Origin of the sequence: Bacillus sp. AG4(2022), from assembly GCF_031844465.1 — a bacterium.
GTDB classification, from domain to species: domain Bacteria; phylum Bacillota; class Bacilli; order Bacillales; family Cytobacillaceae; genus Bacillus_AB; species Bacillus_AB infantis.
Genome location: NZ_JAUZVH010000007.1, coordinates 210,464 through 236,462 on the forward strand (window position 1 = coordinate 210,464; position 25,999 = coordinate 236,462).

Annotated in this window: 25 protein-coding genes, 1 other RNA gene and 1 pseudogene; 1 reads left to right on the forward strand and 26 read right to left on the reverse strand. The window is 47.4% G+C overall.

Going from position 1 to position 25,999, the window contains the following annotated elements; genetic code table 11:
- Nucleotides 1–211 precede the first annotated feature (211 nt).
- Together ssrS and Q9R36_RS19400 are read right to left on the reverse strand one after the other, a co-directional pair.
- Nucleotides 212–408, reverse strand: a non-coding RNA gene (ssrS, locus tag Q9R36_RS19395) — 6S RNA.
- Between the two features lie 84 nt (nt 409–492).
- On the reverse strand, nt 493–1,050 hold the full coding sequence (locus Q9R36_RS19400; RefSeq protein ID WP_253617288.1) for a glycerol-3-phosphate acyltransferase: 558 nt from the start codon (nt 1,048–1,050) through the stop codon (nt 493–495).
- An 87-nt stretch (nt 1,051–1,137) separates the two neighbouring features.
- On the opposite strand from Q9R36_RS19400, the pseudogene Q9R36_RS19405 reads away from it, so the two are divergent.
- A pseudogene (locus tag Q9R36_RS19405) lies at nt 1,138–1,409 on the forward strand (hypothetical protein).
- Here the strand turns inward: Q9R36_RS19405 and Q9R36_RS19410 are convergent.
- From Q9R36_RS19410 to Q9R36_RS19525, 24 genes are all read right to left on the reverse strand, one after another.
- Nucleotides 1,406–3,199 carry a S9 family peptidase gene (locus tag Q9R36_RS19410; RefSeq protein WP_129612582.1) on the reverse strand — a complete coding sequence of 598 codons (1,794 nt, stop codon included), beginning with the start codon at nt 3,197–3,199 and terminating at the stop codon, nt 1,406–1,408. The pseudogene Q9R36_RS19405 and the gene Q9R36_RS19410 overlap by 4 nt on opposite strands.
- A complete protein-coding gene (locus Q9R36_RS19415; RefSeq protein ID WP_253617290.1) occupies nt 3,199–4,458 on the reverse strand; it encodes a M20/M25/M40 family metallo-hydrolase in 1,260 nt (419 codons plus the stop codon). The genes Q9R36_RS19410 and Q9R36_RS19415 overlap by 1 nt, the downstream gene beginning before the upstream one ends.
- Nucleotides 4,459–4,637: 179 nt before the next feature.
- On the reverse strand, nt 4,638–4,760 hold the full coding sequence (locus Q9R36_RS19420; protein ID WP_022544035.1) for a hypothetical protein: 123 nt from the start codon (nt 4,758–4,760) through the stop codon (nt 4,638–4,640).
- A 12-nt stretch (nt 4,761–4,772) separates the two neighbouring features.
- Nucleotides 4,773–7,187 (reverse strand): heavy metal translocating P-type ATPase, encoded by a 2,415-nt coding sequence (locus tag Q9R36_RS19425; protein WP_306009269.1) that lies wholly within the window; start codon nt 7,185–7,187, stop codon nt 4,773–4,775.
- Between the two features lie 85 nt (nt 7,188–7,272).
- Entirely contained in the window at nt 7,273–7,479 is a 207-nt protein-coding gene (gene copZ, locus Q9R36_RS19430; protein ID WP_009793167.1) for a copper chaperone CopZ, read from the reverse strand.
- 14 nt (nt 7,480–7,493) lie between these two features.
- The gene (locus Q9R36_RS19435) at nt 7,494–7,838 is read right to left on the reverse strand and encodes a metal-sensitive transcriptional regulator (protein ID WP_009793166.1); all 345 of its coding nucleotides are present in this window, start codon (nt 7,836–7,838) and stop codon (nt 7,494–7,496) included.
- A gap of 107 nt (nt 7,839–7,945) precedes the next feature.
- Complete coding sequence (locus Q9R36_RS19440; RefSeq protein ID WP_240684078.1) at nt 7,946–8,971, reverse strand: ATP-grasp domain-containing protein; 1,026 nt, start codon at nt 8,969–8,971, stop codon at nt 7,946–7,948.
- A 136-nt stretch (nt 8,972–9,107) separates the two neighbouring features.
- Complete coding sequence (locus Q9R36_RS19445; RefSeq protein WP_101548331.1) at nt 9,108–10,019, reverse strand: AEC family transporter; 912 nt, start codon at nt 10,017–10,019, stop codon at nt 9,108–9,110.
- Nucleotides 10,020–10,188: 169 nt separating this feature from the next.
- The gene (locus Q9R36_RS19450) at nt 10,189–10,485 is read right to left on the reverse strand and encodes a heme biosynthesis protein HemY (protein WP_094768924.1); all 297 of its coding nucleotides are present in this window, start codon (nt 10,483–10,485) and stop codon (nt 10,189–10,191) included.
- A gap of 22 nt (nt 10,486–10,507) precedes the next feature.
- Nucleotides 10,508–11,629 carry an NADH-dependent flavin oxidoreductase gene (locus Q9R36_RS19455; protein WP_009793161.1) on the reverse strand — a complete coding sequence of 374 codons (1,122 nt, stop codon included), beginning with the start codon at nt 11,627–11,629 and terminating at the stop codon, nt 10,508–10,510.
- A gap of 27 nt (nt 11,630–11,656) precedes the next feature.
- Entirely contained in the window at nt 11,657–11,947 is a 291-nt protein-coding gene (locus Q9R36_RS19460) for a putative quinol monooxygenase (protein WP_022544037.1), read from the reverse strand.
- Nucleotides 11,948–12,182: 235 nt separating this feature from the next.
- Entirely contained in the window at nt 12,183–13,196 is a 1,014-nt protein-coding gene (locus tag Q9R36_RS19465; RefSeq protein WP_253617297.1) for a MupG family TIM beta-alpha barrel fold protein, read from the reverse strand.
- Nucleotides 13,193–14,554: a PTS transporter subunit EIIC gene (locus Q9R36_RS19470; RefSeq protein ID WP_311225752.1), complete on the reverse strand. Its 1,362-nt coding sequence runs from the start codon at nt 14,552–14,554 to the stop codon at nt 13,193–13,195. Before Q9R36_RS19470 ends, Q9R36_RS19465 begins: the two co-directional genes overlap by 4 nt.
- A gap of 220 nt (nt 14,555–14,774) precedes the next feature.
- On the reverse strand, nt 14,775–15,683 hold the full coding sequence (gene murQ, locus Q9R36_RS19475) for an N-acetylmuramic acid 6-phosphate etherase (RefSeq protein ID WP_311225753.1): 909 nt from the start codon (nt 15,681–15,683) through the stop codon (nt 14,775–14,777).
- Nucleotides 15,684–16,252: 569 nt separating this feature from the next.
- Nucleotides 16,253–16,414, reverse strand: a complete 162-nt coding sequence (locus Q9R36_RS19480) for a hypothetical protein (RefSeq protein WP_311225754.1) — start codon at nt 16,412–16,414, stop codon at nt 16,253–16,255.
- Nucleotides 16,415–17,183: 769 nt separating this feature from the next.
- Nucleotides 17,184–18,140, reverse strand: a complete 957-nt coding sequence (locus Q9R36_RS19485; protein WP_311225755.1) for a nuclease-related domain-containing protein — start codon at nt 18,138–18,140, stop codon at nt 17,184–17,186.
- A gap of 72 nt (nt 18,141–18,212) precedes the next feature.
- On the reverse strand, nt 18,213–18,968 hold the full coding sequence (locus tag Q9R36_RS19490; RefSeq protein WP_165352579.1) for a sulfite exporter TauE/SafE family protein: 756 nt from the start codon (nt 18,966–18,968) through the stop codon (nt 18,213–18,215).
- Between the two features lie 99 nt (nt 18,969–19,067).
- Complete coding sequence (locus Q9R36_RS19495) at nt 19,068–19,436, reverse strand: DUF3899 domain-containing protein (protein ID WP_157638556.1); 369 nt, start codon at nt 19,434–19,436, stop codon at nt 19,068–19,070.
- Between the two features lie 74 nt (nt 19,437–19,510).
- Nucleotides 19,511–21,130: a peptide ABC transporter substrate-binding protein gene (locus Q9R36_RS19500; protein ID WP_148949240.1), complete on the reverse strand. Its 1,620-nt coding sequence runs from the start codon at nt 21,128–21,130 to the stop codon at nt 19,511–19,513.
- A 65-nt stretch (nt 21,131–21,195) separates the two neighbouring features.
- Nucleotides 21,196–22,152 carry an ABC transporter ATP-binding protein gene (locus Q9R36_RS19505; protein WP_009795621.1) on the reverse strand — a complete coding sequence of 319 codons (957 nt, stop codon included), beginning with the start codon at nt 22,150–22,152 and terminating at the stop codon, nt 21,196–21,198.
- Between the two features lie 2 nt (nt 22,153–22,154).
- Complete coding sequence (locus Q9R36_RS19510) at nt 22,155–23,168, reverse strand: ABC transporter ATP-binding protein (protein ID WP_009795620.1); 1,014 nt, start codon at nt 23,166–23,168, stop codon at nt 22,155–22,157.
- A 12-nt stretch (nt 23,169–23,180) separates the two neighbouring features.
- A complete protein-coding gene (locus tag Q9R36_RS19515; protein ID WP_009795619.1) occupies nt 23,181–24,125 on the reverse strand; it encodes an ABC transporter permease in 945 nt (314 codons plus the stop codon).
- Between the two features lie 2 nt (nt 24,126–24,127).
- The gene (locus Q9R36_RS19520; RefSeq protein ID WP_022544046.1) at nt 24,128–25,054 is read right to left on the reverse strand and encodes an ABC transporter permease; all 927 of its coding nucleotides are present in this window, start codon (nt 25,052–25,054) and stop codon (nt 24,128–24,130) included.
- Between the two features lie 48 nt (nt 25,055–25,102).
- Complete coding sequence (locus tag Q9R36_RS19525; RefSeq protein WP_022544047.1) at nt 25,103–25,951, reverse strand: M55 family metallopeptidase; 849 nt, start codon at nt 25,949–25,951, stop codon at nt 25,103–25,105.
- Nucleotides 25,952–25,999 lie beyond the last annotated feature (48 nt).

Consider the following 25,999-nt stretch of genomic DNA (forward strand, 5'->3'; position numbering starts at 1 on the left):
CTTTCTATCTAAAATTTGTTAACTGCAAACTTTTTATATGCATTGAATTGAAGTAAACTTATCTATATTGTTTAGTGGATATACAAAGTATTGGCTATTCAGCATTTGAACACCTTTATTTTTCTTGAAATTTGGCATCATTTTTTAGTCTAGAGAGGTCCTTATAAAAGCAAAAAACCAGCTCCTGAAAGGAACTGGTTTCTAAATGCTTATGTAAGCCACTTTTGCCGTAATAAATATAAGAAAGTTTTAAACCACCACTCCTCAAAGTGGGTGTTTGCAGAAACCTTCCTGCATGTCCTCCTTGTCACATGTGACAGAGGCTTGTCATTCCAGCTTCGATATAAAACTCCCTATTACAGCTTAAAGGTTAAAACTTTATTATGGTTACGGGCAAAGCAGCTTGTATTTATATATTACCTCATTTGCGCTCCCAGCTCAACTGTTTTGTCTGGAAATGGAGGAGCCTTCTGGCTGGAAAGTGCTTTTCGGCTAGGCCACTTTCTTATAAAAATAGTCGTTATGTGCTGCTATCACAATCAGGAGCATAATCACAAATGCAACGGCTGCTGGAACGTCTCCTGCTAATAAATAGATGGAAACAGGCATTGCCGCCATTGCGATAAGCCCTGGAACCGTAAAGCGCCGTGTGACGCTCCATCCGGCAAGCAGTACAATAAAGGCAGCCAGCAGGCTCGCGGGGGCTAAATAAAGAGCCGATGCCAGATATACGACAACCCCCTTGCCTCCCCTGAATCCAAGGGGGGCCGGCCAGATATGCCCGCATAGTACAGCGAAAGCACAGACCAACAGTGCGGAATGCCCCAGAAAAGCATCAGCTGCAGCTAAAGCAGCCACTGTCTTCCCTGCATCAATCAAAATCGTATAAAAGAAACCTCTTTTTCCAAGTTCACGGCCAGCATTCCTTGCACCTGCGTTCCCGCTGCCCATCTGCCTGATATCTTTTCCCTGCCACTTTCTGGCCAGAAGATAAGCCCCGTTGATGCAGCCGGCTAAATAGCAGAAAATGAAAGCTGCTGCTGTATACATAGACCTTCCCCCCGTATAATTCTCTGGCTGCCGGCAAAAATAGACTGAAACAGTCAGTCCTGACTTGGAAGAAAGGTGATAGGCCCAATGTTCCCTGTTATACACAACTTTTGGGATGCTGTTTTTGCCGTGCCTGCGGTCTTATTGTAACACAGCTGCTGAAGCTGTATTTCAATATCCCTGCAAAAATAGTCCCGTCAGTTGCCTTGCTTTGCGGACTGCCCGTTTCGGTCCTGATCAGCCATAAGCATGACTTCGTGGCCGGCCTCTTTATGGGATGGTTTTATGGATATGCAGCGATAGGTTCATACAGCAGCCTGAAAGCTTCTATAAAATCTTTCAGGAACAGCAGCTCCTAATGTTTGATCCTTCCGGAATATTCCTTGAGGAAATCCCATGAAGCTGTATAAGCTTTAATATTATTCTCCCTTTTTACAAAGAAATGGCCTTCATCCTCAAAACGGATATACTCTACAGGATGCTTACGATTCTTCAGATCCTCCACAATCTGCTCTGTTTCCTCAATCGGCACTCTCGGATCATTGGCACCGTGAAGAACAAGGAGCGGACATTGAATCCTGTCTGTTTTATGAAGCGGATCAATTTCATCGAAGAAGGCCCCGTCATTCTCTATGCTCCCATATTCAGCTTCCCTCATTTTCCTCCTCCACGGGCTGGTATTCTGCAGGAACGTCCGGAAGCTCGAAATTCCAACAATATCAATGGCAGAAGACCAGATGTCAGGGTAGTGGGTGATGGCTGCCAGGACCATAAAGCCCCCGTAGCTTCTTCCCATAATGCTGATCTGATCTTCGGCAGCTCCTCCCTCTGTTTTCAGCCAATCGACCAGATGGACTAAATCACGTACAGAGTCCATCCGCTTCCTGACATCATCCAGATGGGTAAAGCTTTTACCATAGCCTGTACTGCCCCTGACATTCGGCGTACATACTGCAAATCCATTATCAAGGAAAAACTGCAGGAACGGATTAAAAACAGCCCTTATCTGGCTTTCCGGCCCTCCGTGGACAAACACAACCACCGGAAGCTTTCCGTCAGCCTCTTTAGGCTTATAGTAGAATGCTGGAATCTCAAGGCCATCAAAGGAAGCAAAAGAAATCAGTTCAGGAGCACACAGCTTTTCCTCTACCAGAGGATCATGCGAAATGAACGTGGCCCTTTTAGCTTTACGAGATCTGAGATCGAGTTCCCAAATGTCTGAAGGATGCTGCGGCCCATTCAGGATAAAGGCAAGCCTGCTGTTATCAGGAGAGAAAGAAAAGTCAGTAATGACGCCTGCAGGGGATTCCCACTCTGTCACTTCATTCGATTCAAAATCCAATAATGCGCCTTTTGAGACCCCTCCTTCATTGATGGAAAAAGCGATCTTCTTTTTATCAGTGCTGAGCTTCAGCTCTTCCAAGTCCCACTCCTTCTCGACCAGCCACTTTGTTTCCAGTGTTTCAAGATTAAGTCTGGCAAGATTCATGAATTCCCGATCCCTGTTGGACAGCATATAAATCATTTTTCCATCTGAGCTGAACGCAGGGCTGGCAAAAGCCGCTTCCCCCTCATGCTTTGTGAGCCACTGCACTGTTCCCCCTGAAAGATCCAGCAGTCCAAGGTCATTATCAAGATTTGTGTTCACCTGCTCTATCAGCAGGGAGTTTCCTTCCGGATGCCATTGAAGCGGAGAAAAATGACCATCTCCCTGGAACACCATTTTAACTTCAAAACTTTCAAGACTTTGAATATATATATCAAAATAGGTGTTATGACGGCGGTTGCTGGCCCAGGAAATCCACTTTCCATCAGGAGATACCCCTCCATACTTGTGTATATGTTCTGGCGAGTCGGTCAGCCGGATGACCTCCCCAGTTTCGGTTAAAAGGAAAAGCTGCTGCTTTTCATTCACACCCTCATCCATGCCAAAAATCCTTTTACCGGTTCCTTGGATAAAGGAAACAAACATAATCCTTTCAGCGGTTTCCAGTACCTGATTAGGGTTGCCGCCTTCAGCGTGTATTTCCCATATTTGCGGAATCCCGGAAGCATCTGAGATGAAATTCAGCATTTTCCCCTGCGGTCCATAAGCAGGATTCTTCACGTTTCTGATGTTCATGAAATTTTCAATCGTCAATGTTTCCATTATTGGCCCCCTTCTGCATTATTTTTGCGCCGGCTGTCCAGGACCGGACTGGAAATGCCTTTGATTCCCGTCAATCCCAGAATACATAGGAAAATGGCCTGTGGCCCATAATAGGCATCCTGCGGATCAAAGTACTCTTCAAGTGTATGTATGCCCCCAAAGCTTCCGCCTCCGCCAAGTGTTACAGCCGGAATTCCAAGAGCAATCGGCACATTGGAGTCGGTGCTGCTGGCTTTCTCAAACGAAGGTATGAATCCTAGCTGCCTTGAAGCCTCTGCAGCCGTTTGGACAATGGCTGATTCCATATCCTGGCTGCCTGCCGGGCGGTCGCCTACCTGCTTGATTTCAACTGTAATTCCGGAATCAGCACCGCCGGCAGCTTCCTTGATGATGGAGAGCGCTTCAGATTCAACCCTTGCCAGCTCATCTGCGGAAACCGAACGAAGATCGATGATCAATCTGGCTTCCGCTGCAATCGTATTGACCGAGGTCCCTCCGGATACTATCCCTACATTAAAAGTTGTTTTTGGATCTTCCGGCACCTTAAGATCTGCTATGCCGGCAATGGCTTTTCCTGCAGCATGAATGGCGCTCGGCGTCCCGAAATCCCCAAAGCTGTGGCCGCCTGAGCCCTTATAGGTAATCTCATATCTTTTACTGCCTGCAGCCAGATATGTAATTCGCTCAGGGCTGCCTGGTTCTATGGAAATGAAACCGTCTATCCCATGATCTTGTCCAAACAGCGCCTTAACGCCATTTAAATCCCCAAGTCCTTCTTCTCCAACCGTCGCTCCAAACAGAATATCCCCTTCCGTTTCGATTCCCGTTTCGTTGAACGCACGGATTATAGTCAGTACGGCAGCCAGCCCCCTTCCGTCATCAGCGATGCCGGGAGCATAAATTTTTCCGTCTTTTACTTTTGGGACTGTGTCAGTGCCTGCTGGAAAAACAGTATCAAGATGGGCACAAACCGCAATCCTTGGTCCATTCCCCGTTCCCTTTCTCAGGCCGAATATATTGCCTGCATCATCTTTCGAAATATCTTCAATACCCAGCTCTTCCAGCCTTCGTCTATAATACTCCCCCCGTTCCCCCTCTTCAAAGGTAGGTGCAGGGATGCTCGTCAGCTCCTTTTGATCAGCCGATGTCCGGTCATTATCATTTTTTAAAAAGGATAGTCCCTTTTGGACAGCTGAAATGCCCGCTATTTTTTCTAATGCTTCCGCCACGCTATTCTTCAGTTCAATATTTTCCGCCAATTTTCTTCCCCCTTTGTAAGTCTATTATTATTATATTCCAAAAATTAAATTTATTGTTGCTGGAAGGCTTCAGAAGATTTCCTCCTAAATAAAAAAGGAAAAAGCCCCAGATGCATGGAGCTTTTTCCTCTTGTTCTGTTTCTCTGCTTTAAAAACAAATAGCTTTATGCCATTCCTTCCTAATCGCTTTGATGACCGTGCTCTGGTTCCGCAGGGGGTTCAGCGATTAATGTATCATACAAATAATAGCCGCAAATCACCAACAGCAGGTATACTGCGGCTGATATGGCCCACTTTTTCATCAGAAGCCCTCCTTATAATTTGACCCGCTGCAGCCTCAGCGCATTAAGGACAACCGAGACTGAACTGAATGCCATTGCTGCCCCTGCCAGCCATGGCGCAAGCAGACCAAGTGCTGCAAAGGGGATGCCGAGCGTATTATATCCAAAAGCCCAGAAGAGGTTTTGCCGGATGTTCGAGATTGTTTTCCTGCTCATGTAAATGGCATCGGAAATGCTTCTTAAGTCGCCGCGGATCAGGGTAATATCTGCCGCCTCCATCGCTACATCAGTGCCTGTTCCGATTGCCATTCCGATGTCGGCAACAGCCAGTGCCGGCGCATCATTGATTCCGTCTCCCACCATGGCCACAATTTTCCCTTGCTTCTGCAGCCTTTTCACTTCTTCTGCCTTTCCTTCCGGGAGGACTTCAGATATTACCGCATCAACACCAGCTTCCCTGCCGATTGCCTCGGCTGTAGCCTTGTTGTCACCTGTCATCATGATTACTTCAAGACCCATCTCCTTAAGGCGTGCGATTGCCTCGGCAGATGTATCTTTGATTGTGTCTGCAACCGCGATGATGCCTGCAAAATGACCGTCAATGGCTGCAAGCATGGCAGTTTTACCCTGGCTTTCAAGCGTTTCAAGATCAGCTTCAGCAGGGCTGAAATCAATAGAATCCGCACCGAGCAGCCTTCTGGTTCCTATCAGGAGCTTCTTTCCAGCCACAACAGCTTTAATGCCATATCCGGGAATTGCTTCAAATTCTTCCGCTTCTTTCATTATAATATTGCGTGCTTTGATTCCGGCTGTTATAGCTTCGGCAAGAGGATGCTCAGACTGTTTTTCTGCCGCACCTGCCATAGCCAGGAACTCCGTCTCATCCATTTCCGTCAGCACATCTGTCAATACCGGCTTCCCGTTGGTGATTGTACCAGTCTTATCAAGAACAACCGTCGTAATGCGGTGTGTCCGTTCAAGATGCTCCCCGCCCTTAAAAAGGATACCGTATTCTGCAGCCCGCCCTGAGCCGGCCATGATGGAGGTCGGTGTCGCCAAACCCAATGCACAGGGACATGCTATCACAAGAACAGCAATCAATTTTTCAAGAGCTTCTGCAAAATTGCCTGGATCTGCCCACAGGTACCAGATGAGGAATACAACGGCAGCGATCCCCACAACAATCGGTACAAATATCCCGGAAATCTTGTCAGCAAGGCGCTGGATTGGTGCCTTTGAACCTTGTGCATCCTCAACAACCTTGATGATTTGTGCGAGGGCTGTATCTTTACCCACTTTTGCTGCCTGCACTTTTATGAAACCATTTTTGTTGATGGTTGCCCCAATGACTGAATCGCCGGGCTCCTTATCGGCAGGTACGCTTTCTCCTGTTATCATGCTTTCATCCACGGCGGTTCTTCCCTCAAGGATCATTCCGTCAGCAGGAATTTTCTCTCCTGGCTTCACGGCAAGGATATCACCGGGCATGACGCTTTCCAGGGGAATTTCAATTTCCTCGCCATTCCTGATGACGCGCGCCGTTTTAGCCTGCAGATTCATCAGCTTTTTAATGGCCTCAGAAGACCGTCCTTTTGCTTTGGCTTCAAACAGTTTCCCCAGAATAATCAGCGTTATCAGGACTGCACTGGTCTCAAAATAAAGATTTACTGAGTGGCCCCCTGAACCTATCGATTTTATTGATAAATATAAGCTGTAGAAAAAGGCAGCAGAGGTGCCGAGGGCAACCAGTACATCCATATTGGCGCTGCCGTTTCTAAGAGCTTTGTAGGCGCCTGTATAAAACTGGCGGCCGATGAAAAACTGGACTGGAGCAGCAAGGGCCAGCTGCACCCAGGGATTCATGAACATCTCCGGCACATACAGGAAGCTGGTAAAGCTGAAATGTCCGGCCATTGCCCATAATAATGGCAGAGAAAGAATAAGAGCAAAAGTGAATTTTCCTTTCTGTCTCTCTATTTCTCTTTCACGGTGGTCCTGCTCTTCACCTGCCACCTCCTCAGTTCTCAGGGCAGCACCATAGCCAAGTTTTTCAACTCTTTTAATAAGGTCAGCCGGCGATACTGCAGAAGGATTATAGACCACATCTGCCCTTTCCAGCGCCAGGTTGACGTTTGCATCACTGATTCCGTCCATTTTCTTTAGCCCTTTTTCAATGCGTGCGGAGCAGGCTGCACAGGTCATGCCTGTAATGGCGAGCTCTGCCTTTTCAATCACAACCTTGTAGCCCAGATTTTCTACCTTTTGAAAAATATCTTCCTGCTTCACTTTTTCAGGGTCAAATTGAACAGCCGCTTTTTCAAGAGCCAGATTGACTGAAGCATTTTCCACACCTTCAACCTTTTTGAGTCCTTTTTCTATTCTTACGGCACAGGCTGAACAGGTCATCCCGCTTATTTCAAACTGAGTTTCTTTTGCTTGCTCGCTCATCGCTCACATCTCCTTATACCTATACGGGGTATATTTTGATGAAAAAGAGAACGTGCCTCAGCACGGTCCCGCAGGCTATTTGCTGTTAGACAACATCATAGCCCTGATCATCGATTGTTTCTTTAATTTCGCCTAGATTTACTTTGGATGAATCATATTCGACATTGACTTTGCCATTCTCTAGATCAACCTTTACAGCAGATACGCCTTCAAGCTTCCCTACGCTTCCTTCTACAGCTTTTACGCAATGGCCGCAGCTCATGCCTTTTACTTCTAATGTGATTGTTTCCATTCTGAATCTCTCCTTTATTTCTTCATTAGTCTTTGTACAGTTACCAGCAGCTCATCAACCACCTCAAGATCGTTCTCCTGGATCCTCTCGACAACACAGCTCTTCAGGTGTCCCTCGAGCAGAATTTTGGCAACGCTGTTCAAAGCAGACTGAGTGGCTGAAATCTGGGTAATAACATCATCACAATACGTATCCTTTTCAATCAGGCCTTTGATTCCCCGGATCTGGCCTTCAATCCGGTTGAGCCTGGTGACAAGGTTTTTCTTTGTCACTTCTGAGTGATGGCTCTTCCGCCCGCTCACATGATCGCAGCTTTCACCCTCAGGGACTAACGGCAATTCATTTAATTCCTTTTCCATTAAATTCCCTCCCCTTATCTGTATTGTAGTATACCCTGGTATGGTATGTAAAGCAATTCTTCTCAGATTAGAAAAAAAAATAAAAAAGGAGAATCTCAGCTCCTTTTTCAGCTTAGGATAACCTCTTTTTCAAGATAGCTTGCCCTTATCCCGAAATTCGGGGGAGCAGGATCAATCTTTTCATTTAAGAGGAGTTTAATGGCAAGATAAGGGAAGTTAATGCCGGACAGGCAGCTGATATGAAGCCCACCGCTCATTCTCGGGTTGATTTCCAGCAGCTTCGGTACACCTTGTCCATATTTGACCTGGACATTGAATACATAAGGAACCGGGTATTCCCGATGAAGGTTTTCGGCTATCCCGCTGAGCAGCAGGTTTTCCTCCAGCTCCCTCACCCTGCCATGCCCTTTTTTCCTTGGAATGCTGGTGTACAGCTTGCCGCCGTCGGCCAGGCAGTCGATACTGTACTCAGGGCCATCCAGATATTCGAGCACCATCAGGTCTGGAAAACTTTCCTGCTGCGATAAAATCCCGCAGGCATTCGCAAAGGAAATCCGGTGTCCAACCCCTTGCCCGAACAGCTCCGCTATTGAATCTTCACGATCCTTTACCACTCTGAATCCATATGCCCCTTCTCCAATAACAGGCTTGAAGCAGACTTTATGGCCCGCTGCCCTAAGCTTATGATAGGCTTCCTTGAAGCCTGCCGCTGTATTGACGACTTCGTAGTCAGGGATGCTTACCAGCTGCTTGCCGGCTGAATTCTTTTCCTCAATTGACCGGTAGATGGCCGCCTTATTGTCCATGAAGGACATAAGCATTGGGTCCGGGCAGACAAGCACCTTGACGCCTATTGCTTCAAAACGGGGAAGATTCCGTGAAATCAGGACATTTTCCTTGCGGGGAATAAAAATATCAATCTCGTTCCGGGCACAGAAATCCAGGCAGAACAAAATATATTCCTCACCGGATATATCAGGCTCAGTCCCTTTGAAATCGCATACCTGCAAATAGAGTGCATCCTTATCCGGATGGGTCCCATATATGGTAAAGCTTCTATTGTCAGGATTGTTCTTAATCATTGTGATATAATGGCTCACCGTCGTGAACCAGCGGTTAAACCAGATTTTCATGCCAGCCCTCATTCCCCTGTCAGTAAAATATGAACTCCTGAGAACTCCTTTGCCATAACAGGCTGAAAAAAAGGAATACTCTGATAGATCTATTATCTCACATTTTCGACAGAGGTAAACAGATTCTGCTAATCTTCTACTGCATAAAAGTCACACTGTACAGGATGATCGGCAGGGTGATGAGGCTCAGGCAAGTGCTGGCAAGCGTCGCGCTTGAAACAAGCTCCGGATCTGTACCATATTGAACGGCATACATGGTCGTATTAGCAGCAGAAGGCATGGCCGCCATGACAATCATAATCTGCTTCAGAAGAGTATCCGCAGGCAGGAAAAATGTAAAAGCCAGCGCGATCAAAGGAGATACAACCATTCTCAAGGTAAGGGAGACAGAGAGCGGGCCTATTTCCAGGTTTTTTACTGATATATTGGCGAGCGTGATGCCAAGGATGATCATGACCGTTGGTATGGCTGCATCTCCTACCATCCGGACTGCTTCCATCAGCGTCCCGCTGACAGGTATGTTCATAAACTGCAATGCCGCTCCCAGCAAGGCGCCATAAACAATCGGCACCCTCACAACCTCTTTCAGGGCTGTTTTGAAACTGGCATTTTCGATAGACCCTTTAGCTGCATAGTATACCCCCAGGGTGCACATCAGCAGCTGCTGGATGACCATCAGCACAATCGCGTATTTTATTCCTTCCTGGCCAAATGCAAAAAGAACTAGCGGAGTTCCATAATTGCCGTTATTCATGAATGCAGAGGATAAAATGATAGCGCAAGTGCGCTTTCTGCTGTATCCTGCAAAATAAGCCGCAGCATACACGATCGCAATAATTGCCAGGGCCAGCCCTATAGTGTAAATGGCCATGACTGCATAATCAAGATTGAACTCCGTTTCGTAGAAAGTCCTGAAGGCAAGAAAGGGAGTCATTAAGTAAATAGCCACGATGGACAGTGATTTCGTTTCCAGCCTGAAGATTTTCTGGCCGGCATAGCCAAGGCCAAAGATAAGAAAAATCGGAATTAAAATTGCTATAAAGGACATTTCATCAGCTTCCATTCAAAATATTTCGGATTTCGTAAAAACCATTTCCATTATACAAGAATCTGTACTTCTCTGCTCAGGAAAAGCATTAAAGTTAGCGCTACACCAAAAATTGGAATGAAAACCAAAAAAAGCATGATGCTGCAGCTGCAGCAATCATGCCTTCTTTTTAATGATGATGCTTTTCTTTTAAGGGATTGTAGATGACAAATTCCTCTTTTGGAACAAAGAAGTATTGGATCCATACACCATCGAGGAAATCTTCCCGTGCATCGAGCAGAATGTCGATATCCTTGTCGGTTGATACAATTTCATCATGCTCTGCAGGTGTATCGAGCTTGATGTCATAATGGGCGTGGTTTCCGTGATGCTCTGTCACAAAAACGCGGATATACTGGCCTTCTTCTGCTGTTTCCAGCATCTTTTTCAGCACTTTAGCCGCATTGCGGTTGATTTTCACTTTCATTTATCCGAACTCCTTTTAAGTGTTATACGCCAGGGAACCAGCCAGGGGTATTAATGATGGCCTGCCAGAGCGGATCTGGAACAGTCAGTTCCTGCTGGGCATCCTTATCGATTTTGGTTTTGATTTCGTCTTCCCTGCCCTCTTCGACTTTTTGCACCCACTCAGGATCAATGATCAGCTCACGGCCCAGCGCGATAAGAGGGACGCCTGTTCCAAACGCTTTTTCTACTTCTTCCGGCGTATAAAGAGAACCAACGCCGATAACAGGGACAAGGCTGCCGACTCTTTCCTGGATGATCTCGATTCTTGACCTAGTGTCCTCGACTCCGCGGCGCGGCGCTGACCAGAAGTCCTGGAGTGAAACGTGGAGATAGTCGAGATCTTTTTTTGCCAGCTCATCGATCAGGACCAGCGTATCCGCCATCGTGATACCCGGTGTTTCCGGTTCTTCAGGAGAAAATCTGTAGCCTACAGCAAACGGCTTTTTAGCGTGTGCCGCAACAGTCTTCTTGACTTCATCAACTACAGCGAGCGGGAAAGTAAGCCTCTTTTCCAGGCTGCCTCCCCATTGATCATCCCTGCGGTTTGAATGAGGGGAGAAGAATTGCTGCAGCAGATAGCCGTTGGCTCCATGGATTTCCACCCCGTCATACCCTGCTTCAATTGCACGTCTTGCGGCTTCGCCGAAATCTTTAATAATGCTTTCAACTTCCTCGCCGCTGAGCGCGCGCGGTTCCTTTTTTCCTTCACCTGAGCCTGCAACTGCACTGGCGCTTACAATATCTCCATTCGGGACGAGCTCAGGAGGGCATTCCCTTCCTCCGTGGAAAATCTGCAGGATCGCTTTTGCGCCGCCTGCCTGGATGTCTTCCGCTAGGCGCTTCAAGCTTGGGACATATTCATCTTTATGGCCGGCAAACTCCCCAGGGAAGCCTTTTCCATTCTCGGTCACATATGTACAAGCCGTAATCACCATGCCAGGTCCCTTTGACCGGCGGGCATAATATGCAGCCTCAGCATCAGAAACAGTATCATCTTCATTGGAAGAGAAATTTGTCATTGGTGCCATGACCAGTCTGTTTTTAACTTCAATCCCACTTTTAAAAGTAAATGACTCAAAAAATTGCTTGTATTGTTCTTTCATAAACCTGATGTCCTCCTTTGGTGTTTTTTAAAGTTCTTCCGCTTCAAAGCGTTCTGCCTTCAGGGGTGCTGCCAATACTTCTTTCATTTCCTGCATATAGTTCTGGAAGTGGGCAGTTTCCCCGTGCAGCCTTACCGCTTCCTTGTCCTTCCATTTCTCAAGCATCACAAATGAATTTTCATTCCCGGCACTCTCAAATAAATCATAGCTGATATTTCCTTCCTCAGCCTGTGACCCTTTGACTACCTCTTTCGTTTTCTCAAGGAAAACATCACGCTTTGCCGGATCCACCGTAATATGGGCATGGATAATAATCATGGACAGCTCCTCCTTCATTTTTTACAAAGTTTAGTATTGGTTAAAAATCAAATATCTTCCCGATTATTAAACTGTAACAAAAAAAGTTACATTAACGATATAAGGAAGGATTAAAGATATCATATTCTACCGGGAGGTTTTTTTCAAAGGAAATGCCTGATTGAAATGCGTAAGAGGCTTGCTCAATTAAAGAAAGCAGTAAAAAAGCACACTCCGTTATGAGTGTGCTTCTGCTTTAAATATGGATAATGCGGATTTTTTGTCCGGGCTTTATAAATGAAAGAAGCGGCCTGTCTTCTTCTATTATTCTGCCTGCTATATTGACTCTTTCATCTGCCGGAAGGTCGGACAGTGTTATTTGCACTTCACCTTTGTAACGGCCGTAATGCTCATTATCAACAGTAATCGTTCCTGCATCACGCTTCCCGCAATTTAATGGGGGCACAGGGACTGTTGTCCGGGTATTCATGAACCTGACAGCATCCCTCGCCTGATCAGGACGTGTTGCATATATTCCCTCAGGCAGTGTACAATTCTCAGCCCTCAGCGGCATAACTGAGTCCTCTTCGTAAGCCAGGAGATCCTCCAGCAGCCCTGCCCCAATATCCGGATCGCCGATATAAATATCATCAATTCCCGCAGCCTTCAACTCCGCATAAGCAGCAAAGGGTTCAGCATGACGGTGCTTTTCAAGCGTCGGCAGGCCTTCATAAAGCGGTCCCCGTTTTTCTCCCCGGGACGGTATATACGCAGCAAGAGGAATACCCAGGCTTTTAAACAGCTTGTTCTGATCATGAAAAAAAGATTCACCCAGCCCGGTTTCCCGTCTCGGATAAAAATTATGCCATCCGATCAGCCTATCAGGTTTAAGCCCCAGACCGAGAAGGTTTTTAAGATCTTCTTCAAAAAGAATGCTGGAGTTGACAGCTATTTTGAATTCCTCTGCAAGGGAGACTATCAGATGATGGTCGAAAAAGTCATCCAGCCTAAGGCCGGCTACCCCAAGATCTTTTAATGCAAAAAGGTCTGCCACTCCCAGATGGGCTGGTGTTTTCATGGAAACATCCGCATAGACATCAATGCCGCTTTCCTTTGCAGCAGAAAGCAGCCTCTTGGCCGCTGCGGCCAGCTCACCTTTTTCTTCAGGGATATGAAGCGAGGTGAAGCCCCGCTTCACCCCCTTGCTTCCTGCATCCCTGATCCGCTCTTCAGCAGAAGGATCGTTCAGATAGAAGGAAATGCCGATCAATCAAACTCACCAGCCATTTCATCTTTAAAGCCGAACAGATACGTGAAGGCAAATCCTGCTGCATAAGCAATTACTAGTCCTACAAGGTACAGAAGGATTTCGCCTGCGTTAACAATGAAGGCAAGCGGCAGGCCGGATACTCCGATTGCAACAGTGGCAATATCGAAATGGGCCTGGAATGCGCCCCCAACACCTGCGCCAAGGCAGGCCGTAATGAATGGCCTTCCAAGAGGAAGCGTTACACCAAAGATCAGCGGTTCGCCGATACCAAGCATACCGGAAGGCAGAGCACCGCCAATTGCCCTTTTGAGACGCTTCTTCTTGGTTTTGAAATAGATGGCAAATGCTGCACCAACCTGGCCGGCGCCGCCCATCGCAAGGATTGGCAATAATGGATCATCGCCGATTGAATTAATCAGTTCCAGGTGGACAGGCGTCAGACCCTGGTGAAGCCCGGTTACTACAAGCGGCAGGAAGGTAGCGCCCAGGACGAATCCGGCAACCACGCCGCCAATATCAAGAACAGAAAGCAAACCTTTTGTGATTCCTTCGGAGATAAAGCCGCCAACAGGCATGAATACTACATAAGTGACGATCCCTGTAATCAGCAGCGAAACGGTTGGCGTAATGATAATATCCAGTGACTGCGGTACAAATTTTCTGACCCGCTGCTCAACCAGCGCAATAAAGATGGCAGCAAGGAGTACTCCTATCAAGCCGCCGCGGCCAGGAACGAGTGCTTCACCAAAAAGCGTAATGCCGGCGACTGAAGGATTGATAATCAATATCCCTGCAAGTCCGCCCAGTGCAGGTGATCCCCCAAATTCTTTTGCAGCATTAATACCGACCAGGATGCCGAGATATGCGAAAAGCCCCCCGCCAATTACAGTCAGGATCATGGCAAGCTGTGATTCCCCGTCAAGCCAGCCTGCCTGAATGACAGCTTTCGAAATACCAGTGATCAGACCGGAAGCAACAAGTGCCGGAATGAGCGGAATAAAGATGCTCGCTATCTTGCGAAGGAACAGTTTGAAAGGAGTTGCGTTTTTCTTATTGATTTCTGACTTTTTGCTTGCTGCCCGATCATTAAGATTAAGTTCGCCCGATGCTTCAAGCAGTTTGCCAAACTCTTTTGTAACCTTATTGACCTTGCCTGGCCCCAGAATAATCTGCAGTGTTTCTTCTTCTACAAGTCCCAGGACGCCATCTATTTTTTTCAGTTCTGCTTTGTCTACCAATGACTCATCAAGCGGCGTTACTCTAAGACGGGTCATGCAATGCGTATAGGATCCGATATTGGAAGCCCCGCCCAGCTTTTCGAGTATTTTCTCTGCAAGAATTGTATTTTCGCCAGCCATTTGAATTTCCCCCATTTCTAACATTGATGTCAGTACAAATTTTCAAACTATTGGAATCGTTTTCATCCAAGGCATAAAAAATAGCTTAAGAGAATAATAGGATAAAGTATCAGTGCAAGCCTATATTATGAAAAACCCCTGTCAGCTGTTTTTTGATGACCACCCCCAAAAAAGGATATGCAGAGGGCAGGCCCGCACATGGCGCCTTCCCCTGATAGTTTTAGTTGCCTGCTTTCTCCACTGCCCTACGCACATATCCACCGGCTTGATCGAGCAGCTTCTCAGCTTCAACTTTGCTTTTACCTGTTTTGATCATGACGATCGCAGATTTAGCCTGAAGCCCGCTGTCTTCAAGAGCTTTTCTGGAAATGTTATAATCAGCGCCGGTTATCTTGCTGATGATCCCGATCGCACGCTCCTTGAGCTTATGATTGCTGACATGAACATCCACCATGAGGTTTTCATAAACCTTGCCGAACAGGATCATGCTGGCAGTTGAAATCATGTTCAAAATCATTTTATGGGCAGTTGCCGCCTTCAGCCTTGTAGAGCCTGTCAGCGCCTCAGGGCCGACAATCACTTCGATGCTGTGGTCAGCTTCTTTGCTGATGACGGCGCCGGTGTTGCAGGAAAGTGCTACCGTCCTGGCTCCGATGCCCCTCGCATACTTAAGCGCTCCTGCCACATAAGGGGTGCGCCCGCTCGCTGCTATCCCGATCACAGTATCATCTTGTGTCAGGCCAATCTCCTTTAAATCGCGTTCGCCCCATTCCGGCTTATCCTCTGCCCCCTCAACAGCCTTGACAAAAGCATCCTTGCCCCCGGCCATGATTCCCTGGACAGTTTCAGGATCCGTACTGAAAGTAGGCGGGCATTCGACTGCATCCAAAACACCGAGCCTTCCGCTTGTACCAGCCCCGATATAGATGAGCCTGCCGCCCTTTTTCAGGGATTCGAATACAAACCCGACTGCTACCTCGACATCCGGGAGAACCTGCTCAACCGCTAATGCCACCTTCTTGTCTTCCTCATTCATCATCGTGATGATCTCCAAAGGCGAAGCTGTATCAATCTTCATCGTCCGCTCATTCCGGGTTTCTGTTGTTAACGAGGTTAAGTTCTCTTTCATTCCTATGGCCCTCCTGTCACTGATGTACTAGTTCTAATTTCATTATAGAGGGTTTGAAATATTAGTTCAATAACATATTTACTTTTATGAAATATAATTTTAACACTAGTGGAGTTTGAGCTTGTTTTTACTATTATATATATGAGCCTGGTTGGGTTGTATTCTTTTTTTAGATGGACGGAGGGGGCGGGTGAAAAAATGTTTTAGTTTGGGGCTGGGAAAGGGCATTTAGGTTTTGGGCAGGGGGGTATACTTTGTTATTCTCTCAAACTTTGGATACATAACTCCGTCGTTTTGCACTCAGTTATGTATCCCGCACTCTTCCTCGGATACATGACTGCTCCTTTTTCATCTCACTCATGTATCCCGCACTCCCCCCAGGATACATGACTGCTCCTTTTTCATCTCACTCATGTATCCCGCACTCCTCCCGGGATACATGACTGCTCCTTTTTCGACACACTCATGTATCCCGCACTCCCCCCGGGATACATGACTGCTCCTTTTTCGACTCACTCATATATCCCGCACTCCTCCCGGGATACATGACTGCTCCTTTTTTGATCCAATCATGTATCCCGCACTCCTCCCGGAATACATGACTGCTCCTTTTCCATCCCAATCATGTATCCCGCACTCCTCCCGGGATACATGACTACTCCTTTTTTGATCCACTCATGTATCCCACACTCCCCCGGGATACATGACTGCTCCTTTTCCATCCCACTCATGTATCCCGCACTCCTCCCGGAATACATGACTGCTCCTTTTTTGATCCAATCATGTATTCCACACTCCTCACGGGATACATGACTGCTCCTTTTTCGACCCACTCATGTATCACGCACTTTTCGACCCACTCATGTATCACGCACTCCCCCTGGGATACATGACAGCCCTTTTTTTGATCCACTCATGTATCACGCACTCCTCACGGGATACATGACTGCTCCTTTTTCGACACAATCATGTATCCCGCACTCCTCCCGGGATACATGACTGCTCCTTTTTTGATCCAATCATGTATCCCGCACTCCTCCCGGGATACATGACTGCTCCTTTTCCATCCCAATCATGTATCCCGCACTCCTCCCGGGATACATGACTGCTCCTTTTTCATCCCACTCATGCACCCCGCACTCCCCCCGGAATACATGACTGCTCCTTTTTCTTCTCACTCATGTATCCCGCACTCCTCCCGGGACACATGACTGCTCCTTTTCCATCCCAATCATGTATCCCGCACTCCTCCCGGGATACATGACTGCTCCTTTTTTGATCCAATCATGTATCCTGCACTCCTCCCGGGATACATGACTGCTCCTTTTTTGATCCAATCATGTATCCCGCACTCCTCCCGGGATACATGACTGCTCCTTTTTAATCTCACTCATGTATCCCGCACTCCCCCTCGGATACATGACTCCTCCTATTCATCCTCACTCATGTATCCCGCACTCCCCTTCAGATACAAATCAGGCCAAATTCCAGCCTGATCTGCTAGACTTTCAAAGGGGTTGGCTGCCCGCCGGGACTCTGAGTATTGCCGCGATTCGTATATCTCGCATACTTCCCTCTCCCTTTGAAATCATAATGTTTCTTGAGCACCCGCTGAATCGTTCTTCTATCTTTAATAATCCTGCACCAATCAATAAGCAAAGGAGTGGTGATCGTCCTCCGAGGAAAAAGCATCCTAATTTCCTCCACAGCCCCTACCACTGCATCTTCAAGAGTTTCCCTTCCCCCGCAAAGTTCACAGACCACTAATGAATGTTTAACAGTATGATAAAACTCCTTGCATTGCGGGCAAACCAAACCTTTTTCTAATTGTTCATAGGGGTATTCATAGTTTCTCGGAAAAGGGTCTTCCTTCATATGAAGGGATACAAGCTTCTTGGCTAAATTAGAGTGTGAATGTTTTATAGGGGAGGTTTGATTCAGCATTTTTTCCCGAAAACGCGGCATTTGGCCGGGCAGGATGATGGGGAGATTTCTGGGGGCTTGAAAGAGGCAGAATTCCGGATTAACATAAATTAAATTTGCTTCAATTCTTATGTCAAAAGCATGTTCCTTCAAAAGCTGCCTCATAAGATTTTCTGTGCGCTTCAGCTGAAGAATCGGATTCTTGATTTCATTGCCGGAAAAAGTGTACCAGGCATCGCCTTGAATATAGTAGTCACCCTGGTAGTTTTTAATTTCAAACAGGTAAAGCGTTGTTCCGGAGAAAATTAAAGAGTCGACTTGAAAAATTGTTCCTTGATGGTTCAGCAAGAGATCATTTAAAATATGCCACTCCTCATCAATGGTATTAACCCACCGGTCAAACTCCTCTTCCCCCTTCCAGCCCTTCAGCAGTATATCGAGCTGCTTTGCGTCCGGGACATCAAGTTGAACCCGGGCACCAAGGGACTTCAAAATCTTCAATTCAGTTGACTCCACACGCTCTTTTCTCAACATCTCCTCCTCCTTTCCATTCCATTTTATTACAGCACCATTCCAGAAAAAAGCCATAAAAAACACACCTGGCCGCTACTGCGGAAAGAGCAGCAGCAGCCCGGCAGCGGCTGGCGTCAATATCATTGATGCCTTCAGTACGTTTTTTGGGGCATAGCCTGTGAATTTTGCACCGATATAAGCGCCTGTCATGGTGCCGAGAAGCACTTGCAGAAGCAACAGATAGTCGAGATAGCCTTCGGACTGATACCCGAGTCCTCCTCCTGCCGCAATAGGCAGTATAACAAGCATCGTTGTACCTATCGACTGCCTGATTGTAAGGCCGAGCATGATCAGCAGGCCAAGCTGGATGAAGGGTGTTGAACCGATCCCGAAGGTCCCCGATAATACGCCAGTTATAAGCCCCAGGATGACCGCTTTTACAGCCAGCTGAACAGACAGCTTGTCCCTTCCTGCTTCCTGGTCAGTGAGATTCTTGGTTATGTACAATCTGACCATGAGCAATATGGAGGACAGGAACAGCATGCCTGCCGTCAGCCAATGGAGTGATTCCACAGGTATTCCTGCAGCGAGCTGTGAGCCCCCGTATGCACCAAAAGCACCTGCGATCCCTGTCACAAGCCCTGCTTTGACCGCCATATTCCCTTCTCTGTAATGGCTGTAGGCTCCTGACAAACTTGTGAAAATCATTGCCGTTAGTGATGTTCCTAAAGCGATATGGATCGGCACATCAAACACCAGCGTCAGGATAGCGATGATAAAGCCGGCCCCGCCGGCCCCGATAAATCCCAGCAGCATGCCCATCAGCAGCATCGTTAAAGTTATGGCCATAATACTCTTCCTTCCTTTTTCCATCCTTTATTATACATATATCTCTTTGAAAAAATAAGAAAAGAAGGCCCCGGCCAGGAGCCTCCTTCTAATCTTTTCCTAATAAAAGAACAATCCCACAAGCGATACGGCCATCGAACTCAATCCAGCAACCAAAAAGGCATAAAGCAGTACTGTTGAAGCGCCAGCCTTAAATTCCTGCCATTTATAGTCACTGCTTACCATGCTGTCAGTTCGTTCCATGGCGTTGGAACGGGGAAATAGGCTTGTCCCGATTGCGCGGAATCCGCTGAAGAACAGTGATAGAAATCCAGTTTTAAAGATGATGATGATGACGGCTGCAGAAAGCCCCGCTATACCTGCGATGAATGATAGATTGATCCAGTCAAGCAGGGGCAGGATTCCCGTCACCCGAATACTGATCCAAATGCAGGCTATCAGCAGAAAACCTGTTATCTTCCATTTCATAAGATGTCCCCCAGACTGTTTTTCTATCATTATAGCAGGAACTTGCAGAAGCTGGCAGCTTTCGCCTTCCCTCTTTATTCTGAAACTTTCTTTGTCCACTTGAGAGCCGGATAACGGTTGAAGGGATATACGACTCCTTCAAATTTAGGTGATGTCAGGTACGTATTTGTGTAATGATATACCGGCATGAATGGCATTTCTTCCATCAGGATTTTTTCAGCATCATGCAGTAGCTGATAGCGCTTGGCTTCATCCTGCTCCACTTTTGCCTGGGCAATCAGTGAATCGTATTCTTCGTTGACCCATTGTGTACGGTTGTTAGGGCTGTCTCCCAGGTAATAGTCGAGGATGACAACAGGATCAAGAAGGACACCGATCCAGCCCATGCGGGCCATTTGGAAATTATGCTGCTTTGTTGTATCAAGGTATGTCTTCCATTCCTGGTTGGCCAGCTTGATGTTAACGCCGAGATTCTTTTTGACCATTTCCTGAACGGCTTCACCGATTTTCTTATGGTTTTCGGCTGTGTTGTAAAGAAGAGTGACTTCAGGAAGGGTTGTCCAGCCTTCTTCTTTCATTCCTTCTTCAAGAAGCTTTTTCGCTTCATCTGCATTTTCGTCGAAATATTCTCCGCCGGCTTCACGGAAATCTCCGTCAGGTGTTTCAACACCAGGCGGCACGAAAGCAAAGGCTGGAGTCTCGCCTGCTTTTGTGATATTCTCCGAGATAGCTTCACGGTTTATGGCCATGGCAAACGCACGGCGGACTTTAGCATTGGTGAATGGCTCTTTTTCTACATTGAACATATACATATATGTTCCGAAATAAGGGACTTCCTGATATTCCTCGTTTTCTTTTTCCTGGGCAAGTGCATCTGTCGGAAGTGTCTGGATCAGATCAAGTTCACCAGTTTTATACATCTGATAGTATGTGGTTGCATCATTGACCATTTTCCAGGTAACCTTCTCAAGACTTACCGTCTTGTTATCCCAATAGTTCTCGTTCTTTTCTGCGACGGCTTCGCTGTCATGCTTCCATGAAGTAAATTTGAACGGTCCGTTGCTCACATATCCTTCAGCATCGGCAGCCCAATTTTTGTTTCCTTCAGCAAGCTCTTGCTTAACCGGATAGAAAGTCCACATTGTCAGGAGCTCATCGAAATATCCCAGCGGCGCATTCAGCTCTACAACAAGTGTTTTGTCATCCTTAGCTGTGACGCCGACTTCTTCTGCGCTTCCATTTCCTTTGTTATAGTCCTCTGCACCTTTAAGATAATAAAGATAAAATGCAAAGGAACTGCCTGTGTCAGGATTCAGAACGCGTTTCCATGCGTATTCGAAATCACCGGCTGTGACTGGTGTCCCGTCTGACCATTTCGCATCATCACGCAGGGTGAAAGTGTATGTTTTTCCATCATCAGATACTTGGGCGTCCTTCGCTGTGCCAAGTACCGGCTTGCCATCCTTGTCCTTTGTATAAAGGCCTTCAAAAATATGATCCAGAATCCAGCCTGATGTTGTATCTGTTGCAAGAGCCGGATCCAAATCTGGCGGCTCGCTCATTGCATTCAGCACAATCTCCTGTTTAACATCTTCCCCGCTTCCGCTGCCGGAAGCTCCTTCACCGCCGCTGCAGCCCGCTAAAGCTGAAGAGACAAAAAGGGCTGCGGCAATGCCTGATAGCCATTTCTTCATATTCCATTCCCCTCTCATCTAATTTATTTATCTTATCCTCTCTCAATCCTGCAAAGAGGTGAAGATCAAATGTTGTACAAGTGGCAGGCTGTCCAGTGGCCAGGCTTTACTTCCTTCCATTCCGGCACTTTCTGGGCACAGATGTCCATTGCGTGCGGACAGCGCGTCCGGAAACGGCAGCCGCTCGGCGGATTAACCGGACTTGGAGGATCACCCTGAAGTGTGATGCGCTCCCTCTTTGCAGCGGCAGGGTTTGCCACCGGGATTGCCGAAAGAAGAGCCTGTGTGTATGGATGGAGCGGTTCGGCAAAAAGCTCGCGGCTCTCGGCCAGCTCCATCATCTTCCCAAGATACATGACACCGATCCGGTCGCTGATATGCTTGACCATCCCCAGGTCATGGGCGATGAATAAATATGTCAGCCCCTGCTCCTTTTTCAGGTCCTCCAGAAGATTGATAACCTGTGCCTGGATACTGACATCAAGCGCCGAGATCGGCTCATCGGCAACAATGAATTTCGGGTCGACAGCAAGCGCCCTGGCAATGCCGATGCGCTGGCGCTGCCCGCCGCTGAACTCATGGGGATAACGTTTGGCATGTTCCGGGCGCAGGCCAACCCTTTCAAGAAGGTCATAAATCCTTTCCTGACGCTCTTTTCCCTTGGCCAGTTTGTGGGCATCCATGCCTTCGGCGATAATATCGCCGACTCTCATACGCGGATTAAGGGAAGCATGGGGATCCTGGAAAATGATCTGCATTTCCCTGTTGACCGCCTGCATCGCCTTTTTATCAAGCGACTCTACGTCCCTGCCGTTATAAATGATTTTCCCCTCTGTTGGCTTCTGAAGTCCGACGATGGTTTTGCCTAGCGTTGATTTTCCGCTTCCGCTTTCACCGACAAGGCCGAAGGTTTCGCCTTTTTTTATGGAAATCGTGATATCATCGACTGACTTTACCGTCTGGTCTTTTTTAATTTTGAAATATTTTTTCATAGCTTCTATTTCTAAAAGTGTTTCAGCCATTTTCATTCCCTCCCTGCTGCAACGAAGTCTTCGGCCTTAGGGGCCCTTGGGTCATTCAGCCAGCATTTGGCCTGATGCCCATTTTCCTCTCCAAATGCTGGCGGCATTTGCTGCAGGCAGATTTCCATTGCATATTTGCATCTTGGTGCAAAAGGACATCCCTTTGGAGGCGAAAATAAATCCGGCGGAGAGCCTTCAATCGGCACGAGCCTTTTCTTATCAGGAGAGTCTGTGTCCGGAATCGACTCAAGAAGTCCCCAGGTGTAGGGATGCTTAGGATTCTCGAAAATTTCAGCGACAGTCCCGCTCTCGATCATCATCCCTGCATACATGACAATCACACGCTGGGCCGTTTCAGCGACCACTCCCAAATCATGCGTGATTAATATAATAGAAGTATTTGTTTTTTTCTGCAGATCCTTCATCAGATCCAGCACCTGGGCCTGGATCGTTACATCAAGTGCAGTGGTAGGCTCATCTGCGATCAGAAGCTCCGGATTGCAGGCAAGGGCAATGGCTATCATGGCACGCTGCCTCATCCCCCCGCTGAATTCGTGCGGATACTGGCTGTACCGCTCTTCAGGATTTGGGATGCCGACGAGTTTGATCATCTCGATTGCCTTTTCTTTTGCTTCTGTTTTTCCCAGCTTTTGATGGATGAGAAGGCCTTCTTCTATCTGCTTGCCTATTTTCATTGTCGGATTTAAGGAAGTCATTGGATCCTGGAAGACCATGCTGATCTTCGAGCCTTTGATTTTTTGCATTTCCCTTTTGGAGATTTTCAGCAAATCCTTATCCTGAAAAAGTACTTGCCCGTTCTTTACTTTTCCGGGAGGAGTGGGTATCAGCCCCATGATCGTCTGGACAGTCACGCTTTTTCCGCTTCCGCTTTCTCCTACGATTGCCAGTACCTCGCCTTTATCGATATGAAAGGAAACGTCCCGGACTGCCTTTACCTCTCCTCCGTATGTCTTGAAATTAACTTCGAGGTTTTTCACTTCCAGTAAATGGCTCATCTGTCATGCCTCCTATTTCCGTACTCTTGGATCCAGCGCGTCCTGAAGTCCGTCACCGAATGCATTGAATGCAAACATTGTCAGGGAAATCATCAGCCCCGGGAAAAACAGCCTCCACCATTGTCCGCTCAGGATGACACCCAATGCATCATTGGCCATCGTCCCCCAGCTTGCAAATGGGGCTTGAACACCCAATCCAAGGAAGCTGAGAAAAGATTCGGCAAAGATGGCCTGCGGGATTGTAAATGTCAGATTGACGATTATGATGCCCATCGTATTTGGCAGCAGATGGCGCATGATGATTTTCCCGTGGGAGGTCCCCAATTTTTCTGCTGCCATGACATATTCCTGTGACTTCAGCTGAAGGATCTGACCCCTGATGATCCTGGCCATCCCGACCCAGCCTGTGACAGACAGGGCAATGATAATGGTTGTGACGCCAGGTTCCATGATGACCATAAGCAGGATGACGACGAGCAGATAAGGGATGCCGTAAAGAATCTCAACAAGCCTCATAAGCAGGCTGTCCACCCGGTCTCCGAACTTCCCTCTCCCGGCCATATAGCCGCTGATCCCGCCTACCGCTACACCGAGGATCAGGTCGATGATGGCTGCGGCAAAACCGATAGTCAAGGACACCCTTGCTCCGTACCAGGTACGCGTCCACATATCCCTCCCCAGATCATCTGTCCCGAACCAATGCTCTGAAGATGGGGCAAGATTGCCTTTAGTCAGATCCTGGTCAGAAGGGCTGTACGGGACAAATGATGGTCCGAAAGCCGCAAGGAGGATGATAACCAAAAGGAGGCTGAAGCCAAGCAATGCCAATTTATTTCTTACAATATTCAGTGCCGTTTCCTTCCAGACGCTCAAGGACGGCCTCTGGATTTCATCATGGCTCTTTTTATCGGGCGATACAGGCCTGAACAGGAGCTCTTCTGATTGTTTCGGCTGCATGTTTATTCCCCTCCGCTCGATAGTTTTATTCGTGGGTCGATCAGCCTGTAGGAAATATCAATTAAAAACAGGGTGATGACAAGAATGGCGCTGAAGAAAATCGTTGTCCCCAGGATAACGGGATAATCCCTGTTGAAGATACTGTCAACGAAATAGCGGCCGATTCCAGGTATGGCAAAGATTTTTTCAATAACAAAGGTACCGGTGATCAGCGCAACAAATAGTGGGCCGATAAAGGAAACGACCGGCATGATGGCATTCCGGATACCGTGCTTAAGTACAAGCTGGAACGTGGAAAGCCCCTTTGCATTGGCGGTCTTTATATAGTTCTGGTTCATGACCTCAAGCATGCTCGAACGCATGAATCTTGCGATGACTGCAAGCGGGGTCGCAGCCAGTGCGAGTGACGGGAGGATTGTATGCTGCCATGTTCCCCATGAAGCAACAGGCAGCAGCCTCCAATCCACCGCAAAATATTTAATCAGGAGCGGCGCCAGGATGAAGCTTGGGACAGAGATGCCGATGATGGCAACCATCATGCTCGCATAATCAATGAACCTGTTATGATTTAGTGCCGCTATGATCCCAAGCGACAGCCCGAATATCAAAGCGATTGTGATGGACTGAATACCCAGGAGTGCTGAAGCCGGCGCTCCTTCTGCGATGATTGAATTGACGCTCCTCGTTTCCGACTGGATGGACGGTCCAAGGTCACCTATCGCAAGATTTTTCATAAACAGAGCATATTGTACAGGCAGCGGTTCATCCAAATTGTATTTGGCCCTGATATTCTGGAGAACTTCCTCAGGCAGCACATCGCCGTCTGAAGCAAATGGATCCCCGGGTATGAATTTCATTATGACGAATGTCAGTGTAGCGATTACCCAAATCGTTAAGAGCATGATGAGGAATCGTTTGACTATGTACATTTGCTCACCTCCACAGCATTGAAGGAGCAGTAGAGCTCCTTTTTCTTTTTACGCATTTACCTGGCCCAGGACTCCATTGGTAGCAGTCATTGCTATGATGACGCAGCCCCACATATGCTTATAGGCAGTGACCATATCATCGCAAGTAAACTTGATTCTCTTTGGCCCTATCAATTCAACTGTCGGGAGGGTTGTTGTCATTTTTGCCTGCTGCGGCCCCTTCATTTCGATTTCAAATGTTACCGGCCCTTCCGTCTCGACGGCCTGCTGGTCCTTTGCCTTTTTAACGGCTGCCTCAGCCTTGGCCCTGATTTCTTCTCTTGCTTTCTCAGGATGGATCAGTTCGGCCGCGAACCTGTCAACAGCCCTCTTCGTCACGGCCCCTTCTACATGTGGAAGTGTTTCCTGCACTTCTTTTACATAAGCGTCATCACCGGAAACAAAGATTGCCGGGACGCCGAATGCTCCTGCCACCATTGTGTTCATTTCTGTTTCACCGACAATTTTTCCGTTGATTTTCATTTCGTTCACACAAATGCCTGCAAGTGTATGAGAAATGACTGTCAGATCAGAACCGCCTTCCCTGCCATGGTGGCCGACGAACATGATTCCGCTGAACGTCCCATCCAGGCCTTCCAGCTGGCACATGACCCGGTTGTTCCCTGAAACAAGGCGGGCACGCGGATCCATTTCTTCAATAATGATATTAGACATATTGCCATGGCCGTCTGCCACGACCACTTCCTCTGCCCCTCCATTGAAAGCTCCTTCAATTGCTGCGTTCACATCGGCTGTCATAAGCTTCCTGAACCGCTGGTATTCTGAGTTTGTTTTTAGCTGCTGGTTTGTCGCTACTCCTGAGATGCCTTCCATGTCTGCCGAGATAAATATCTTCATTAAATATCCTCCTAAATGAATAATCATTCATTATTTTAATTTTTCAGT